The 17917-nt window shown below is 58.9% G+C and carries 19 protein-coding genes; 9 read left to right on the plus strand and 10 right to left on the minus strand.

Translation table 11 applies throughout. The features are described 5' to 3' along the window. Positions 1–9 precede the first annotated feature (9 nt). The gene (gene argS / locus AC2FIO_RS07545; RefSeq protein WP_496696694.1) at positions 10–1755 is read right to left on the minus strand and encodes an arginine--tRNA ligase; all 1746 of its coding nucleotides are present in this window, start codon (positions 1753–1755) and stop codon (positions 10–12) included. Positions 1756–1886: 131 nt separating this feature from the next. Between argS and AC2FIO_RS07550 the strand changes: the two genes are divergently transcribed. Further along, entirely contained in the window at positions 1887–2438 is a 552-nt protein-coding gene (locus AC2FIO_RS07550; protein WP_496696696.1) for a putative pterin-binding protein, read from the plus strand. Here the strand turns inward: AC2FIO_RS07550 and AC2FIO_RS07555 are convergent, their stop codons facing one another. Continuing rightward, positions 2439–3581: a deoxyguanosinetriphosphate triphosphohydrolase gene (locus AC2FIO_RS07555; RefSeq protein ID WP_282169397.1), complete on the minus strand. Its 1143-nt coding sequence runs from the start codon at positions 3579–3581 to the stop codon at positions 2439–2441. Positions 3582–3657: 76 nt separating this feature from the next. Here AC2FIO_RS07555 and AC2FIO_RS07560 point away from each other — a divergent pair, with 76 nt between their 5' ends. After that, positions 3658–3981 (plus strand): HesB/IscA family protein, encoded by a 324-nt coding sequence (locus tag AC2FIO_RS07560; RefSeq protein ID WP_058277565.1) that lies wholly within the window; start codon positions 3658–3660, stop codon positions 3979–3981. Positions 3982–4041: 60 nt separating this feature from the next. Next, positions 4042–4821 carry an exodeoxyribonuclease III gene (gene xth, locus AC2FIO_RS07565; protein WP_282169396.1) on the plus strand — a complete coding sequence of 260 codons (780 nt, stop codon included), beginning with the start codon at positions 4042–4044 and terminating at the stop codon, positions 4819–4821. A 4-nt stretch (positions 4822–4825) separates the two neighbouring features. Here xth and AC2FIO_RS07570 read toward each other — a convergent pair whose 3' ends face one another. Both AC2FIO_RS07570 and dksA read right to left on the minus strand, forming a co-directional pair. After that, a complete protein-coding gene (locus AC2FIO_RS07570; protein ID WP_282169395.1) occupies positions 4826–5977 on the minus strand; it encodes an FAD-dependent monooxygenase in 1152 nt (383 codons plus the stop codon). Positions 5978–6047: 70 nt separating this feature from the next. Next, positions 6048–6470 carry an RNA polymerase-binding protein DksA gene (gene dksA / locus AC2FIO_RS07575; RefSeq protein ID WP_058274529.1) on the minus strand — a complete coding sequence of 141 codons (423 nt, stop codon included), beginning with the start codon at positions 6468–6470 and terminating at the stop codon, positions 6048–6050. A 372-nt stretch (positions 6471–6842) separates the two neighbouring features. On the opposite strand from dksA, the gene AC2FIO_RS07580 reads away from it, so the two are divergent. The 5 genes from AC2FIO_RS07580 (at position 6843) to AC2FIO_RS07600 (ending at position 10980) form a co-directional block, all read left to right on the plus strand. Then, positions 6843–7688: an AAA family ATPase gene (locus AC2FIO_RS07580; RefSeq protein ID WP_496696700.1), complete on the plus strand. Its 846-nt coding sequence runs from the start codon at positions 6843–6845 to the stop codon at positions 7686–7688. A 116-nt stretch (positions 7689–7804) separates the two neighbouring features. After that, a complete protein-coding gene (locus AC2FIO_RS07585) occupies positions 7805–8254 on the plus strand; it encodes a GNAT family N-acetyltransferase (RefSeq protein ID WP_496696702.1) in 450 nt (149 codons plus the stop codon). After that, entirely contained in the window at positions 8251–9618 is a 1368-nt protein-coding gene (locus AC2FIO_RS07590) for a DUF2927 domain-containing protein (RefSeq protein WP_496696704.1), read from the plus strand. Before AC2FIO_RS07585 ends, AC2FIO_RS07590 begins: the two co-directional genes overlap by 4 nt. A gap of 3 nt (positions 9619–9621) precedes the next feature. After that, positions 9622–9792: a hypothetical protein gene (locus AC2FIO_RS07595; protein WP_186437468.1), complete on the plus strand. Its 171-nt coding sequence runs from the start codon at positions 9622–9624 to the stop codon at positions 9790–9792. A gap of 3 nt (positions 9793–9795) precedes the next feature. Next, positions 9796–10980 (plus strand): vWA domain-containing protein, encoded by a 1185-nt coding sequence (locus AC2FIO_RS07600; protein WP_058274514.1) that lies wholly within the window; start codon positions 9796–9798, stop codon positions 10978–10980. Between the two features lie 3 nt (positions 10981–10983). On the opposite strand, the gene trhA is transcribed toward AC2FIO_RS07600, so the two are convergent. After that, positions 10984–11652: a PAQR family membrane homeostasis protein TrhA gene (gene trhA, locus AC2FIO_RS07605; RefSeq protein ID WP_496696707.1), complete on the minus strand. Its 669-nt coding sequence runs from the start codon at positions 11650–11652 to the stop codon at positions 10984–10986. Between the two features lie 220 nt (positions 11653–11872). Between trhA and AC2FIO_RS07610 the strand changes: the two genes are divergently transcribed. Next, a complete protein-coding gene (locus AC2FIO_RS07610) occupies positions 11873–12559 on the plus strand; it encodes a M48 family metallopeptidase (RefSeq protein WP_282120510.1) in 687 nt (228 codons plus the stop codon). 71 nt (positions 12560–12630) lie between these two features. Here the strand turns inward: AC2FIO_RS07610 and AC2FIO_RS07615 are convergent, their stop codons facing one another. The 5 genes from AC2FIO_RS07615 to AC2FIO_RS07635 are packed head-to-tail and all read right to left on the minus strand — an operon-like array spanning position 12631 to position 17845. Continuing rightward, complete coding sequence (locus AC2FIO_RS07615) at positions 12631–13173, minus strand: RSP_2648 family PIN domain-containing protein (protein WP_496696710.1); 543 nt, start codon at positions 13171–13173, stop codon at positions 12631–12633. Beyond that, positions 13170–14372, minus strand: coding sequence for an RSP_2647 family RNA methyltransferase (locus tag AC2FIO_RS07620; protein WP_496696711.1), 1203 nt, complete (start codon positions 14370–14372; stop codon positions 13170–13172). Before AC2FIO_RS07620 ends, AC2FIO_RS07615 begins: the two co-directional genes overlap by 4 nt. Positions 14373–14410: 38 nt before the next feature. After that, the gene (locus tag AC2FIO_RS07625; protein WP_496696713.1) at positions 14411–14683 is read right to left on the minus strand and encodes a hypothetical protein; all 273 of its coding nucleotides are present in this window, start codon (positions 14681–14683) and stop codon (positions 14411–14413) included. Continuing rightward, positions 14670–17459, minus strand: coding sequence for a [protein-PII] uridylyltransferase family protein (locus AC2FIO_RS07630; protein WP_496696715.1), 2790 nt, complete (start codon positions 17457–17459; stop codon positions 14670–14672). The genes AC2FIO_RS07625 and AC2FIO_RS07630 overlap by 14 nt, the downstream gene beginning before the upstream one ends. Beyond that, the gene (locus AC2FIO_RS07635; protein ID WP_496696717.1) at positions 17456–17845 is read right to left on the minus strand and encodes a DUF4440 domain-containing protein; all 390 of its coding nucleotides are present in this window, start codon (positions 17843–17845) and stop codon (positions 17456–17458) included. The genes AC2FIO_RS07630 and AC2FIO_RS07635 overlap by 4 nt, the downstream gene beginning before the upstream one ends. Positions 17846–17917: the final 72 nt, after the last annotated feature.

The raw sequence follows: 17917 nt of genomic DNA on the forward strand, positions 1-17917 counted from the left end.
CGGTGTTAGTTACCGCATCTCCTGCGCCGGAGTGACGCCAAGAATACCCAAGCCCGCTGAAATCACAACAGAAACGGCCCGGGCCAATGCGATTTTTGATTGGCTTGTGGCAACATCGCCATCCTGAATGAATCGCAGTTGCGTTTCATCGTTGCCCTTATTCCATAGCGCATGGAAGTCACCCGCCAGCTCATACAGGTAAAAGGCAACCCGATGCGGTTCATTGGTGCGTGCGGCAATTTCGATCAGACGCGGCCATTCAGCCAGCTTTTTTGCCACCGTCAGCTCTGAGGCATGGTCGATCTTGCCAAGATCAGCACCCTTGAGAGTCGCGTCATCCGTAGCGATTTCCGCCTCGGCGGCACGGCGCAGCACGCTCATGACACGGGCGTGGGCGTATTGCACGTAGAACACAGGGTTCTCGCGGCTTTGTTCCAGCACCTTGTCGAAATCGAAGTCCAGCGGCGCGTCGTTCTTGCGGGTCAGCATCACGAACCGGGTCACGTCCGGGCCAACCTGATCGACCACATCGCGCAGAGTGACAAAGTTCCCTGCCCGCTTGGACATCTTGAACGGCTCGCCGTTCTTCCACAGCTTTACCAGCTGCGTCAGCTTGATATCCAACGGAACCTTGCCATCGGACAGGGCCGAAACAGCTGCTTTCATCCGTTTGACATAGCCGCCATGGTCCGCACCAAACACGTCGATCAACGCATCAAAACCACGGGTCACCTTGTCATAGTGATAGGCGATATCCGGGGCGAAATAGGTCCAGCTGCCGTCCGATTTCTTGACCGGCCGATCGACGTCATCACCATGCTCGGTCGATTTGAACAGGGTTTGCTCGCGCGGCTCCCAATCCTCGGGCTTTTTACCTTTGGGTGGTTCCAGCACGCCTTCGTAGATCAAGCCCTTATCGGTCAGGGACTTAAGCGCAGCCTCGATCTTTCCGGTGCCATAAAGCGATTTTTCGGAATAGAACACATCCATCTCAACACCCAACGCCTTCAGGTCGGCGCGGATCAGATCCATCATTGCATCGGTCGAAAACTCGCGCAGCTCTTCCAGCCACTCGCTTTCCGGCTTGTCGATCAGGCTGTCGCCGTATTTCTCTTTCAGCGCCTCGCCGATCGGGATCAGATAGTCACCAGGGTACAGCCCCTCGGCGATCTCGGGGCTCAGCCCGTTGGCCTCGCGATAGCGCTCATACGCGGACCGCGCCAGTACATCCACCTGCGCGCCCCCGTCGTTGATGTAGTATTCACGGGTCACGTCATGGCCCGAATACGCCAGCAAGCTTGCCAGGGCGTCACCGAACACGGCACCACGTGTATGGCCCACATGAAGTGGCCCAGTGGGGTTGGCCGAGACATACTCGACGTTCACTTTCTGGCCATGCCCCATGGACGAGCGGCCATAGTCAGTGCCCTGTTCCAACACCGCTGCCAACACACCCTGCCACACCGATGCCGCAAGCCGCAGGTTCAAAAAGCCCGGTCCGGCCACTTCGGCACTGGTGATCCGGTCATCCGCCGCCAGCTTCCCAGCCAACAAATCGGCAATGTCGCGCGGCTTCATCTTGGCCGGTTTCGCCAGCACCATCGCGGCGTTGGTTGCCATGTCGCCATGCGCCGCATCGCGCGGCGGTTCGACCGCCACGTTGTCAAAACTCAGCCCCTCGGGCAATGCGCCTTCGGACTGCATCTGTGCCAGCGCGTCCAGCACGAGGCCGCGGATCTCGGAAAACAGGTTCATTTCGGATGTCCTTTTGCTTGCCCGGCGGTTTACCACGCAAAGCGGCAAGGTCAATGGAAGCGATCAGTTTGGGCTTGGATTAGCGGTAGACTCAGCTAACGTCGGTGGAAATTCAAGCCGGAGACACCCCTATGCGCTTTGCCCTGCCCATCGCCTTTGTTCTGACCTCTGCCCTGCCGCTTTGGGCCGACATGCCTGAACCGCAAGGCCATGTACTTTTGACCCTTGGCGGAGCGGTCACGGAAACCAACCTGCCAGCCCGCGGTGAAAACGATGGCGGTCTGCTGGGATATTTGGAGGTTCAGCACGACGGAGCCGCGGGCTTTGATGCGGCCATGTTGGACGGACTGGAGCAGGTTGAAATCACTATTCCTTACGGCCCGGAAGACAATAAGAGCGACATCGCCTTTTCCGGGCCACGCCTGTCGGACCTGTTGATCATGGCCGGGGCCGAAGGAAAAACCGCCAAGCCAATGGCCATGGATGGCTATCAGTCTGAAATTCCTTGGGACAGCATCACCGCCCATCAACCCATCGTCGCGACCCATGCCGACGGCTCACCGATGGGCGTTGGCGGCTATGGCCCGACTATGATCGTCTTCCCCCCGACCGATGACCCCGACCTGGCCGCCGAACAGTCGGGCCAGCAGGTCTGGGCGCTGGCCTATATCGGGATAGAGTGATCAGGTACCAGCCAGCCTTGCGTGATCCTGCAGGGCAAATCGGTCGGTCATTCCTGCAATGTAGTCAGAGACAATCCGCGCCAGCGCTGTTTCATCGCTGGCCGCCTCTATATCCTCATGCCAGCGCGCGGGCATCTGTTTCGGATCGTTCATGTAGATTGGGAACAGATCTTCCACGACTTTGCTAACCTCGGCGCGCACGTCCATGACGCTGGGCGCGCGGTACATCTGCTTGAACAAAAAGGCGCGGATTTCCCTGAGTTGCGCCCACAAGCCACCCGAGAACTGGATCACCGGATAACCAAGATTGCGAATTTCCTCGACGGTCTCCGCGCCCGAACTCGTGATCAGCCCACGCGACGTGACAATCACATCGGAAACCATGACGCCGAAAACACGGCGCAGCGCCTCATGCCGGCGACGATAAGAATCCAAACCCGGATATCTCCGATCCACCTCGGCATAGCAGTCACCGACGATAGGCAATTGCCCGATTTCATCATCCGTGAACAGACCCGCCCTCAACCCGTCCAACAGGTCATGGTTGTTATAGGCTATGTCATCCGAGAGGGCGGCAACTTGTGCTTCGGCACTGGCATGAGTGTACAGCTCCAGATCGAAACTCGCGTTGCACTCGGCCAGTGCCCACGGCAAATCACCGGTGACCGGCCCGTTATGCTTGGCGATCCCCTCTAGGCACTCCCATGTCAGGTTGCATCCGTCAAACTCGGCATAGTGGCGTTCCAGCTTCGTGACGATGCGAATGGCCTGTGCGTTGTGGTCAAATCCGCCGTAAGGCTCCATGAGCGCATGTAGGGCATCTTCGCCCGTATGTCCGAACGGTGTGTGTCCCAGATCATGCGCCAACGCCACGGCCTCGGTCAGTTCGCCGTTCAAGCCCAAAGCTCCGGCGATTGTTCGCGCGACCTGTGCAACTTCGATAGAATGGGTCAGGCGCGTGCGATAGCTGTCGCCCTCGTGCTCTACAAACACTTGTGTCTTGTGCTTAAGCCGCCGAAACGCGCTGGCGTGAATGATCCGGTCCCTGTCGCGTTGAAAGCATGACCGGAAACTGCTTTCCTCCTCTGGCACAAGCCGCCCCCTGGCGCGGCCTGGGTTCGAGGCAAAACCCGCTATGTTCAAAGGCCTTGTCCTTGTCGCCTGTCCTTGCACTTTCTATATTGTAAGGCGTAAAGGAAATAAACCTTTGGAGTTTGGCATGAATCTGCCCCCCACAGTTACAGAACGCGCCTTTGAACGTCTCGCCGAGATCGGTGCAGCCGATCAGGGACAAGCCCTGCGCGTCGCAGTGGAAGGCGGCGGATGTTCCGGATTTCAATACGAAATCGCGTTGGACGAACCGAAAGAAGACGACCTTGTGCTGGAAGGCAAAGGCCAGAAAGTGATCGTCGACGCGATTTCGTTGCCGTTTCTGGAAAACGCGGTGATCGATTTTACGCAGGAACTGATCGGCGCGCGGTTTGTGATCGAGAACCCCAACGCTACCTCTTCCTGCGGCTGCGGCACTTCATTTTCAATGTGACCTTGCCCTGCCCGCGCGGTTGAGGGATAGATCAACCGGCAGCCAGCCGGAGGATCGCGCATGAAAATCGCCACGTTCAACATCAACGGCATCAAAGCGCGAGCCGAAGCCCTGCCCCGTTGGCTGGATGACGCGCAGCCGGACGTCGTTTTGCTGCAAGAGATCAAGTCGATCGACGAGAATTTTCCCCGCGAACTGTTTGAAGAGCGCGGTTACAACGTCGAAACCCACGGGCAAAAGAGCTTCAACGGCGTGGCGATCCTGTCCAAGCTGCCACTTGAAGATGTGACTCGGGGCCTTCCTGGTGACGACGAGGACGAACAGGCCCGTTGGATTGAGGCGACCGTCATTGGCACAAAAGCCCTTCGGATCTGCGGTCTGTACCTGCCGAACGGTAACCCGGTGCCGGGTCCGAAATACGAATACAAGATGTCCTGGATGGAGCGGCTATATGACCGCGCGCGCGATTTGCTGGCGAGCGAAGAGCCCGCGCTGATGGCAGGGGATTACAACATCATCCCGCAGGCCGAAGACGCCAAACGTCCAGATGCGTGGCGCGAGGATGCTCTGTTCCGGCCGGAAAGCCGCGCCGCGTTTCGCAAGATCCTGAATCTGGGGTTCACGGAAGCGTTTCGCGCCGTCACCCAAGGTCCTGAGCATTACTCGTTCTGGGACTACCAAGCCGGTGCCTGGAACCGCAATGACGGGATCCGTATCGACCATTTCCTGCTTACGCCGCAGGCCGCCGATCTGTTGCGCGATTGCAGGATTGATGCCGAGATACGCGGGCATGAAAAGCCCTCGGACCATGTCCCGGTCTGGGTCGACTTGGACCTGTGATACCTCAGGCCGTCGCGTCGTAGCTGTAAATCCAGTCGTATTTCCGGGACAACCGTGGCCCGACCGCCATCAGAGCGGCCTGTGCCGCCAAGCGCATCGGGCCGCGCAGGTGGAAATTTCGGGCATTGGCACCGGCCGCGGAAACCACACGCTGCGCCCTTCGGTGACGGCGGGATTCATAAGTGGACAGCGCCTGCTCTATCCCGGATTGGTCATCAAAAGATCGGGTCAGGACCCACGCATCTTCAAGCGCAAGACAGGCACCCTGCGCCATAAATGGGAGTGTCGGGTGAGCCGCATCCCCTAACAATGCAATGCGCCCGTTCTGCCAGCGTTCTGCGACGGGTCGCAGAAACAACGCCCAGATGTGGGGTTCCTGTACCTGCCCCAGAATTTCCCCGACCACGCCGCCAAAGTCGGAAAATCGAGCGCGCAGTTCCTCGGGGTCGCCGCGTCGGCGCCAGCCTTCTTCCCGCCAGTCGGATCGTTCCTCGATCGCGACGACGTTCATCAGTGTGTGGTCGCGCAGAGGATACGTAACAACATGCCGGCCCGGTCCCATCGTCAGAACGGCGCAGGGTTTGTGATCGCGACGCGCCCAAGGAATCGTCGCCCGCCAGGCCACCTGATGGGTGAATTTCGGTGCTTCGGGCCCGTTCATGTCTACCCGGATCGTGCTTCGCCCACCGTCGGCGGCAATCGCACAATCAACGAGCAGGTTTGTACCATCTTCCAGAACAATCTCGACTTCGGAGGGATGTTTGCGCACCTGCGCAACTCGTGCGCCCAGTCGAAACTCGACACCGTCCCGAAGCGCTGCTTTGTGCAACAATTCCACCAGGTCAGCACGATGGTAGTAATAGGTAGGTCCAGCGACCGGTGCCGGTATCTCGCTAACAGACCGCCCTGCCCGGTAGTCGCGCAACACCGTTCCGTAGGACCGCTGGCCCGCCTCGGGTGTTTCACCCACAACGTTCAGGGCACGCAGCACAACCATTCCGTTGGCGCTGATCTGCAAGCCGGCGCCAACCTCGGTCAATTCAGTTGCCTGCTCAAAAACCACAACCTGAGCGCCGCGTTGCCGCAACGCCAGAGCGGCGGCGATCCCACCGATACCACCGCCGATGATGCCAAATTTCAGACCGTTGATATTCATATCACTGGCTTAAAGCAAAAACGCCGGAGCAAAAGACCCCGGCGTTTGAGAATTCTGATTTTTCCAGCGATCAATCGTCGCGGTGGACCTTTTCGCGGCGCTCGTGGCGTTCCTGCGCCTCAAGCGTCATGGTCGCAATCGGGCGCGCATCCAGACGCTTCAGCGAAATCGGGTCGCCCGTTTTCTCGCAATATCCGTATTCGCCTTCGTCGATCCGGCGCAGGGCCGAGTCAATCTTGGCCACCAGCTTGCGCTGGCGATCACGTGTCCGCAGTTCCAGCGCACGATCAGTTTCCTCGCTTGCGCGGTCTGCGACGTCCGGAATGTTGCGAGTGTTGTCCTGCAGCCCTTCGATCGTATCGCGGCTGCCTGCCAAAAGTTCAGTTTTCCAATCCAGCAGCTTACGACGAAAATACTCTAACTGCTTGTCGTTCATGAATGGTTCGTCTTCGGCTGGACGATAATCCTCTGGCAGAAATACTTCCTGCTTCATTTTTGCTCCCTCGGTGTGGCCTGCAACGCCGGTCACCTTTGCTTCACCTGACATGCGGCAATCCCCTTCTGCGGAGCGTTTATCCGACAGCGGGGGGAATGTCACTATGGAAACTTAGCCCGGCTGCGTGCTGTTTCAGGTCGTCTAAATATGAGACTTAAAACAACAAATCCTTGTTTTTCTGTGAAAATTGACAGGCATTTTTTGGGCGTTCCCAAAATTGTCGTGCCCGATGTTAGCACCCGAATCAACCAAAGGCATTGGAGTCGCACGTCAATTTCGCGCTGCGCGACGTTGCGACCTGTCTTGTCAAATTTTTCACCCCGCTATAACCCCAAAGACACATGCCGCGCGATATTGAATGAGGGGCCCATGACCGCACGTTTCCAAGGTACAGCCGAATATGTTGCCACCGATGACCTGACAATTGCAGTGAATGCCGCCGTTACGCTGGAACGTCCCCTGCTGGTCAAGGGTGAACCCGGAACCGGCAAGACCGAACTGGCCAGACAGGTAGCAGGCGCGCTGGGGCTGAAGATGATTGAGTGGAACGTGAAATCCACCACCCGCGCACAGCAAGGCCTGTACGAATATGACGCGGTCAGCCGCCTGCGCGACAGCCAATTGGGTGACGAGCGCGTACATGACGTGTCGAACTATATTCGCAAGGGCAAACTGTGGCAGGCCTTTGAGACCGATGAAAAGGTCGTGCTGCTGATCGATGAGATCGACAAGGCCGATATCGAATTTCCCAATGATCTGTTGCAAGAGCTCGATAAGATGGAGTTCCACGTCTATGAAACCGGGGACACCATCAAAGCCAAAAACCGCCCCATAGTGATCATCACCTCGAACAACGAAAAGGAATTGCCCGACGCGTTCCTGCGGCGCTGTTTCTTCCACTATATCCGCTTCCCGGATGAGGCGACCATGCGCCGTATCGTCGACGTGCACCACCCGGGCATCAAGGATGCATTGCTGACCACAGCGCTGACCCAGTTTTACGAAATCCGTGAAACGCAGGGGCTGAAAAAGAAACCATCGACCTCGGAAGTGTTGGACTGGCTCAAGCTGTTGCTGGCCGAAGACATGACGGCCGAAGATCTCAAACGCGACGGGGCCAATGCGTTGCCCAAGTTGCACGGCGCGCTGCTAAAAAACGAACAGGACGTTCACTTGTTTGAACGTCTCGCCTTCATGGCACGCAGCAAACGCTGAGAAATTTGAACACTTGGTGATCCCCGCTTGCCTTGCGGGGGGGCCGGTGTCAGCATTGGCCAAAAGGCCGTCCGGCGTCGTCGGGCAGTTCGGCCTGACGACATAGGAGCCATTGCTTGTCTGACACCCTCAATATCCGGGCGCTGCTGCCCGAAGATCGCGCCGAATGGGCCGAGATGTGGCGCGACTATCTGGCGTTTTATGAAGCGACCGTGCCGGATCAAACATATGACAGCACCTTCGCACGGTTGCTGGGCAATGATCCCAACGATTTTTCCTGCTTTGTGGCCGAAGCGAATGGTCAGCTTGTCGGTCTGACCCATTACCTGTTTCACCGCCATGCGTGGAAAGAAGAAAGCGTTTGCTACCTGCAAGACCTGTTCGCCCGGCCCGAGGCGCGCGGAACCGGCGTTGGCCGCGCCTTGATACAGGCAGTTTATGACGAGGCCGACCGGAAAAGCGCGCCTTCTGTCTATTGGCTGACGCAAGAGTTCAATCACACGGCGCGCAAGCTCTATGATCGGATCGGCAAGCAAACGCCCTTTATCCGGTATCAACGCCCATGATCAGGGTCGCTGCGGTCCTGTTTGGCTTTGCCGTCGCCGGATGCACCGCGGTCACCACCCCTGAACCGCCAACACGCGTTAAGGCGATCGAGGCAAACCTGCCGCCCGCCAAAGCGTTCACGTCAACCCGACCCAGACCACCCGCCCGGTCGAACGCTAATATTGCAGCCGATTTCCTTTCTTTGCACTTCGCGCTCGAAGGCGGCGCCACCCTGCCCGTCTTCACCCGGTTCGAGGGCCCCGTCACCGTTCGGCTTACGGGATCACCCACACCGTCAATGCAGCGCGATCTGACCCGGTTGTTGACGCGTCTGCAACGCGAGGCCGGGATCGACATTCGCCAGATAACGGATGGCCAGGCCAACATAACAATCGAGGCCGTTAGCCAGGAGCAGATACAGCGCATCCTGCCGCAAGCCGCCTGTTTCGTGGTTCCCAACGCATCCAGCTTTGAGGAATATCGACAGGACCGGCGCAAACGGAAGAGCAGTTGGACCGCGCTGCGCAGCCGCGAACGGCTGGGCATTTTCATTCCTTATGACGTGAGCCCGCAGGAAAAGCGCGACTGCCTGCACGAGGAACTGGCACAGGCACTGGGGCCGCTGAATGATCTGTATCACCTGCCGGATTCGGTGTTCAACGACGACAACATCCACACCATTCTGACCGGCTTTGACATGCTGATCCTGCGCACGGCTTACTCGCCCCAACTGCGCAGCGGAATGACGCGTGAGCAAGTCCAGGCCGTCCTGCCCGGCATCCTTAGCCGGCTGAACCCACGCGGCGACACTTTGCCGGCGCAACCTGTTTCGGACACACCGCGCGAGTGGATCAACGCCGTCCAAAAGTCGCTTGGATCAAGGCCAAGCACACGCAACCGGGTGAAAGCCGCGGAAAGAGCGGTTCAGATCGGGCAGGAAAAGGGCTGGACCGACCATCGGCGGGCATATCCGCATTATATTCTTGGCCGCATGGCGCAATTCGACAATCCGCAAGAAGCGATCCGACACTACGAAACTGCCATGCAATTTCTGCGCTCTGCTCCGGGAACTGAAATTCATCAGGCTTATGTGACCACGCAAACCGCGGCCTTCGCGCTGTCGCAGGGAAAAGGACCAGAGATCCTGCCCGAACTGGACAAGGCAATTGCTGTCATGTCGCGGGCCGAAAACGCATCTCAATTGGCCACTCTGTTACTGTTGAAATCCGAAGCGCTCAATCAGGCCGGACGCCCGAAACAGGCACGTACCGTCAGGCTGGACAGTCTGGCATGGGCGCGATACGGCTTTGGCTCGGAAGTCGTGGTCCGGTCGCTGATGCAGGAAGTTGCCGAAGGTCCGTCCACCAACAACAGAGGCGGGTAACGCATGGTCGTAGTTTTGGGAATGGCGTTATTGGGGGCGATCCTTGGCGCGATGAAGGCTCGCAAACGCAATGGCAGCGGCGCGGATATTGCCCAATATGCGGCCGGTTACGGCATCGCATTTGCCATTGTAGGTCTGGTGCTTTCCCTGATCCTGGTTCGTTTGGTGGGTTAACGCATGTTTCTGCCCTTTTTCGAAAACCTCCGCAAAGCTGGCATTCCCGTATCACTGCGCGAGTATCTGACTTTTCTGGAAGGCATGAAAAAGGGTCTGGCGACCTATGATGTCGAGGCGTTCTATTACCTCGCCCGCGTGTCGATGGTGAAGGACGAGCGCAATATCGACAAGTTCGATCAAGCTTTTGCCGCCAGCTTCAAAGGTCTGGAAGAGATCAGCTTTGATCAGGTGCTCGAAGCTGTCGATATCCCTGCCGAATGGCTGGCCAAGATGGCCGAGAAACACCTGTCAGACGAAGAAAAAGCCGAGATCGAGGCCATGGGCGGCTTTGAAAAACTGATGGAGACGTTGCGTGAGCGTCTCAAGGATCAGGAAGGTCGCCACCAAGGTGGCAACAAGTGGATCGGCACCGCCGGGACGTCGCCGTTCGGGGCTTATGGCTATAACCCCGAAGGTGTGCGGATCGGCCAGAAGGAAAGCCGCCATCAGCGCGCCGTCAAAGTGTGGGACAAGCGCGAATTCAAGAACCTGGACGACACGGTTGAACTAGGTACGCGCAATATTAAGGTCGCGCTGAAGCGCCTGCGTCGCTGGGCCCGCGAAGGTGCGGCCGAGGAACTGGATCTGGACGGCACCATCCGCGCCACCGCCGAACATGGCTATCTCGACGTCAAAACCCGCCCCGAGCGTCACAACGCAGTCAAAGTGCTGTTGTTTCTGGATGTGGGCGGCTCGATGGATCCACATATCAAAGTTGTCGAAGAGCTGTTTTCCGCTGCAAGAACCGAGTTCAAGCATCTGGAATATTACTACTTTCACAACTGCCTGTATGAAGGCGTCTGGCGTGACAATCACCGCCGATGGGATCAGCAGACTCCGACCCACGAAGTACTGCGCACCTATGGTTCAGACTACAAGTGCATCTTCGTCGGCGACGCCTCGATGAGCCCTTATGAGATTGCCTATCCCGGAGGCGCGAACGAACATTGGAACAAAGAAGCCGGTCAGGTCTGGCTGCAGCGCGCGCGCGAGCAGTGGACATCAAATCTGTGGATCAATCCGGTGCCGGAAAAGTACTGGGAATACACCCATTCCATCGGCATGATCCGCGAGGTTTTCGAGGACCGCATGGTGCCGATGACGCTGGCCGGTTTGGAACAGGGGATGCGGGAACTGACCCGCTGACCGTCATATCTGCAGGACCGGCGCCCAGGCAATACGGAACGAAACCGCAAGGAAAAACAACACGCTGCCTGTCAGAACGAAGACATGCCAGATTGTGTTGTGGAACGGCAACCAATCCAGAAGATAAAAGGCGATGCCTGCGGTATAGACGATGCCTCCGGTGATCATCAGCGCCACAACAGGCTTCGACAAGTCGGCCAGCAGCGATTGACCCGCCCAAACGGACGCCCATCCCATCAACACATACAGCGCCAAACCAAACCAACGGAACCGGTGCGGGTCGATCATTTTCAGGATTGATCCAAGGGTTGCAGATGACCAAAGACCGATCATGAGTCCGGTCATTGGGGCACCGGAAAGCAAGATGAATGGCGTGTAAGTACCTGCAATTTTTACATAAATTCCCGAGTGATCGAGGCGGCGTAGCAGCTCACTCCATCGATCAGATTGCACCATGTTGTACAAAGCCGAAAACGACAGCATCAGTATGAGCGTGAAGCCGTAGACCGAGACCCCAAGAACAGCAGCAGGCTCGGTCCGGTATAAGGCGGTCAACGCGATCAGCGACGGAACGGCAACGATAGCCGCAGTGACGCCAAGGACATGAACAACGCCATCACTGACACGTTCAGCCCTGCTATAGGCCGGGCGGATATCGGCAAATGACCACATAATTTCAAAGTTATGGCGCAACCTGCTCTGCGACAAGTCAGGCAGCCGCGGTATTTCACCTGTTCACCTCAGTTTGATTGCCCTCAAGCGGGTTACCGGCGGCGATTTTCTTTTGCGCAGTGGGCCGTTGGAAGCAATGGACAAAAATCTTGTTATTTAACGCGGAGTTTATGACACTGGGCCAGTTGCCTAATCCCCTGCCCGAAACCATATTTGTACCATGCTACGTCTTACCCCGATCCTGCTGGCGATCGCCTATGCCATTGTGATGTACCGGATTTCCGTCTGGCGCACCCATAAGGATTTGGATGCAAAGTCGACTGAGCTGGCCGACCCGGCCTTAAAGCGCATGACCGACCGGCTGGCTGCAGCGTTAGAGATCGACCGGGTGCCGGTCTACATCTACGAGATTGACCCCGTGAACGGTCTGGCGGCACCGGACGGACGGATTTTCATCACGCGTGGATTCTACCGCAAATTTCGCAGTGGCGAGGTTTCCGCCGAGGAAATGGCCAGCGTCATCGCGCATGAATTGGGTCACGTGGCGCTGGGGCATGCGCGCCGCCGGATGATCGACTTTTCCGGGCAGAATGCGCTGCGGGCCGCTTTGATGATGCTGCTGAACCGCTTTATCCCGTTTATCGGCGCGTGGATTGCAAATATGCTGACACACCTGTTGGCGTCGCGCCTGTCGCGCAGTGATGAGTATGAAGCTGATGAGTATGCCGCCGCTTTGCTGACCAAAGCCGGGATCGGAATCGGGCCGCAGAAGTCGTTGTTTCACAAGCTGGAAGACCTGACGCAGCAGCGTGCTGGCGTTGTGCCCGCCTGGTTGATGAGCCATCCAAAAACAGACGAACGGATCGCTGCCCTGGAGGCATTAGAGCAGCGTTGGAACCGTGGCTGATCTAAGGGCAGCGAGAGGCCAGTCTATCGCGCACTCTGGCATATTTTTAGCCAGATGAAGCTGGATCCCGGTTATGTGGCGAGCGCTTTGCCCAGACGTGGGAGGCGGGCTTTTTTCATAAGCGGGCGCAGGGTCCATTGGTCGCCCGACAGGCGGTTTGCCTCGGCCAGGACACGGTTGGCTGTGTCGCTCATACCGTCGGGATCGGATTGCCAGAAGCTGTGCAGCAGACCGTCTGGATCGCGGCGGTCCAGCCCTTCCTCGGACAGGATGTTTCGGGGAAAGTCCTTGGCGTTGACGGTGACGATCACGTCCGCCGAGGATGCAACAGCCGTTGCCAGAACGTGGATATCCGCGCTGTCCGGCAGCCAGAGTCGTTGTTCGACATTGGCTGCGGTGGGAAACTGGGCCTTGGGCCAATTGGCTTGCGCCATTACGATTTCGGCGCGGGCCTGAGCCTCGCCTGTTGGGCCCAGCTTACGGGCCGCGCGGGCCCATTCCTCAAGGATGCGCGCCGACCAAACGGGGGTGAAATGGCCTAGTTTGGCAGCGCCGAGCAGCATCTCTCGCATCACCGTAGGGTAGATGACGCAGGTATCCAGAACTGCTTTCACAGCCGGTAGAACACAGCTTTGAGATAGCCGCTTTCAGCCAGTTGCGGCAGTTGTGGATGGTCGGGCCCGGCAAAGCCTGTATGAATCAGTTGCGCCTGTCTTCCTGCACGGCCAATCCCGCGAGACGAGGCGTCGCGGAACCGGCCCAGATCAGCCGCGTGTGAACACGAGCACAGACCCAGATAGCCGCCGGGTTTGGCCAGAGCCGCCGCCAGACGGGCCACTCGTTCATAGGCACGCAGGCCCGCGTCCAGCGCTTGTCTGGAAGGTGCAAAGGCTGGCGGATCACAGATGACGACGTCGAACTGCGCGCCCTCTTCACCCAATTGGGTCAGGACATCGAAGGCGTCGCCTTGGCGGGTTTGGAACGTGTCAGCAAAACCAGAGGCCTCGGCCCCTTTGGTCGCGAGATCCAGCGCGGCTGCAGATCCATCTACGGACAGCGCCTGCCCCGCGCCACCGGCCAGCATGGCCAGTCCGAAGCCACCCACGTGGCTGAAGACGTCCAATACCCGCGCGCCGGGCTGCACCAGTCGCTTGGCGAAGGCATGGTTGGGCCGTTGGTCGTAGAACAGCCCGGTTTTTTGGCCGCCTGTCAGGTCGGCCATATACGTGGCGCCGTTCATCGGCACCGGCAGCGGCGCATCGGGGGCGGTGCCACGCAAGGTGAGGTTTACATCATCCAGGCCTTCCAGCCCTCGGGTCCGGCCCGAGGCGTTTTTGAGCACGGTTGTCACGCCGGTGACAGTGACCAAAGCCTCGGTCAGAGTTTCCAGATGCGCCTCGGCCCACGCGGCATTGGGCTGGATCACACAGGCATCTCCAAACCGGTCGATGATGACGCCGGGAAAGCCGTCCGCTTCGGCGTGGATCAGGCGATAATAGGGTGCGTCGAACAGGCGTTCACGCATCTCGAGCGCACGGCGCAGGCGGGTTTCGAACCACGCTGCGTCCAGTTGCCCGTCCAGATCGCGGTCCAGAACGCGGCACATGATTTTGGAGTCAGGATTCACCGCAACCAGCGCTATGGGCGCGCGTTTGTCATCCTCAAGCACCGCCAAAGCCCCTGCTGGGATCTTTCGTGTCCGACGGTCCGTCACGATGTCATTGGCATACACCCACGGAAAACCGTGGCGCAGGCCACGTGCGTTGGCTTTGGGTTTCAGGCGGATACGGGGGTGATCGGCAGTTTGGGTCATGACGCCCTCATAGTCGCGAATACCCCGAGGGAAAAGCCCTAGCGGTGGCGCGATCGCCAACCGCCCCGCCGCTTGGGGGTTTTGGCAGATTTTAACCCCTCGGCCAATACCTGCGTCATCGGGTGATCGGCGTCCTGCTGGGAATAGGCGGCATGCAGGTCGATTAACGCTTGGGATTGGTCCCGTTCAGCGGGCAGGCTCAGCGCCCAGTCCAGAAAAATGCTGCGGCATTCAGGCAATGTGATGCCTTCGATCCGATACGCCTCGCGGATCAACCCCTTGTGATCATTTGGATCTTTACTCTGCGCCATCATCTTCGTCCCTGATCACGCCGCCAATGATCCCGGCGGCCGTGCTGTAGTTGTCTTGCAGCGCGCTTTGCAGCGGTTCAACCTGTTCAAATCCAGTCGCGCGGCACAGGAAGGCAGATCCGCCTTCGCCGACCTTGTCAGCTTCGATGACCTTGCCGGACAACAATCGCGCCGCGCATTGTACGGACCAGCATAGGTCGTAGCAGTCCTTCAGCGTTTGCGCCTTAGCGACGTCCAACAAACCAGCAGCGACGGCGCCGTCCAAACCGGAATGCACATCACGCTGCGCCACGCCCGACATCAATGCCCCGGTTTCAGCCATCAGCTCGATATCCATCATCCGGCCGGGGCCGTTTTTGGCGTCCCAGATCCCTGCTGGTGATTTGGCAGCGGCCAGGCGGGCGCGCATCTCGGCCACTTCGCGCAGGGCCTTCTGCTGGTCACGCGGTTGCGACAGCAAGCCTATGCGGAACGCCTCGATGTCTTCGGCCAGACCTTCGTCTCCGGCGATCACGCGGGCCCGCGTCAGGGCGAGATGCTCCCAGACCCAGGCCTCGTTCTGCTGATAGTTGGTAAAGCTGGCCCAACTTGTCGCCACCGGCCCCTGATTGCCTGAGGGACGCAGGCGCATATCGACCTCATACAGCCGCCCTTGCGACATCGGCGCGGACAGGGCCGTGATCAGCGCCTGCGTGAACCGGGCATAATAGGTGCGGGTCGCCAATGGGCGCGGTCCCTCGGACATCTCTTGATCCAGAGGGTCATAGATCACGATCATATCCAGATCGGATTGCGAGTTGATCCGCCCAGCCCCAAGTGACCCCATGCCCAGCACGGTTGCACCGCGCCCCGGGGCCGGACCGTGTTTACGGGCAAACTGTTCGGACACCCGCGGTAGGATCGCAGCGATCACAGCGCTGGCAAGCTGAGCGTATTGCTGCCCCGCCTGTTCACCATCGATCAGCCCGCGCAGGTGATGAACGCCAACGCGGAAGTGCCATTCCTTGCACCAGCGGCGGGCCAGATCCAGCTGACTTTCGTAATCTGCTTCCTCCGAAAGGGCCTGATCCAGATCCGCCTGCAACGTGGCTTGCCCCGGCCAGTCGCTAAAGAAACTACCGCCGATCACCGCATCAAACACCGATGCATTGCGCGACAGATGCGCCGCAAGCGCGTGGGATGTCCCGACGATATCAATCAGCAGGTCGATCAGGTGGGGGTTGGCCTCAAACAGTGAGAACAGCTGAACGCCGGCGGGCAAGCCTGACAGAAAACCATCCAGCGCCCGCAGCGCCTCGTCCGGTTGCGCCGTTTTTGCCAAACGCGATAGCAACTCGGGCTTGAGACGTTCGAAAATCCGCGCGCCGCGTTGCGATCGCAGTGCAGGATATGTCGTCCAGCGGGCCAGAACGTTCTGGTCAAAATCCACCTCGCCAACTGGCGCTCGCGTCGAGGAACCGGGCGCAAAAAAGCCTTCGGTCAGGTCGTGCACTTCGGTCAGCCTGTGGGTCAGGTCACGGGTCAGTTCGTCGACGTCTACTCCCATCAGGCAAGCGACGCGTTCTATCCCGTCCGGCGATTGCGGCACCTTGTGGGTCTGAGCGTCATGGACCATTTGGATACGGTGTTCGACCTCACGATGGGCGCGATAATGATCAGTCAGCTTATCTGCCACATCCTGCGGGACCCAGCCTTTTTCGGCAAGCGCCGCCAATCCGGGCACCGTGCCGCGCACGCGCAAGTCAGGGTCTCGACCCCCAGCGATCAACTGGCGGGTCTGGGTAAAGAACTCGATTTCGCGAATGCCGCCCTGCCCCAGTTTCATGTCATGACCCGGAATGGTCAGAGCACCGCCGGTTCCCTTATTTTCACGTATGCGCAGCCGCATGTCATGGGCGTCCTGAATGGCAGCAAAATCCAGGTGACGCCGCCAGACAAAGGGGCGCAGCGTATCCAGAAACCGTTGTCCTGCCACAATATCGCCAGCGCATGGGCGTGCTTTTATATAGGCCGCGCGCTCCCACGTGCGGCCCAGGCTTTCATAGTACCGCTCGGCTGCCTCAGCCGCCATACAGACCGGCGTCACAGCCGGATCCGGGCGCAGGCGCAGATCAGTGCGGAATACATACCCATCCGCCGTCTTATCGCTGAGCGTGGCGCAGAAATTGCGTGTCGCCCGCACCATGCCTTGCCGCGCTTCGTAGAAGTCATCGGGATCAAACCGCGTCTCATCGAACAGGACGATCAGGTCAATGTCCGAGCTGTAATTCAACTCGTAAGCGCCCATCTTGCCCATCGCCAGGATAATCATCCCGGCGGCGGTTTCGACATCGTCCGGCCCCATGCCCGGAAGTTTGCCGCGCCGGATCAGGTTGGCGATCTCGGCCTTGGCCGCCACATCCGCCGCCAACGCGCCAAAATCGGTTAGCGCCGCGGTCACCTTTTCCAACGGCCACGCGCCCGCCAGATCAGCCAGAGCGGTCAGCAACGCCATCCGTCGCTTGGCCAGCCGCAGCCCCGGTTTCAACTGATCCGGCGGTAGCATTCGCGCAGCCTGCAAAACGTCGGCCAGCGCGTCATCGGGGTGTTGCAGCGCTGAGGCCAACCAATCGTTTTCGTGATCGATCAAGTTTTTCAGATAGGGGCTGGACCCTGCTGCCCCAGCGATCAACTCGCCCTGTTCGGATGTAATGCCGCTGACCGCCGCGCGCGCATCATCGCCAAGCGACTGGTCGAATGCACGTGGCAGGCGCTGAATGGAAAGAGGCCCGGTCATTTCCCCTCCAGGGGCGTATCCTGACTGAAAGTGTTGACCCAGACGTCATGCCGCCGCTCCCAAAGCGACGAGATTAGCATCGCCCTCCAACCCTCGGCCTTGGGTCGCTGATAGTCGGCCCGGTACGACAGCAGAACGATATCCGAGGTCAAAACCCGCAACCGGGTGTCGCTTAGCTCATAGCGCGCCATCGTCGGAGCGTCGGCAAACTGTCCCACGTGATCATCCCGGTTCGCAAACCCCGTCGGATAAACCCCAAGAAAATCTGGGCTCAGCAAGGCCCGGTCTGCAGCCGCATTGCCTTCCATCAGGGCGGTCCAAACCTGCTTTTCCAGGTTTAGAATTTCATCCAGCGTCGGAGGTGTCGTATTTTCAACATGTTGCATAGGCGGAAAGTGCGCCCGTTCCGCAGCAAGGTCAACCGTCGCAAAATCCAAAATGTAAATCATTTTTACATC

The sequence above is a fragment of the Ruegeria sp. CDSB086 genome (genome assembly GCF_059611065.1).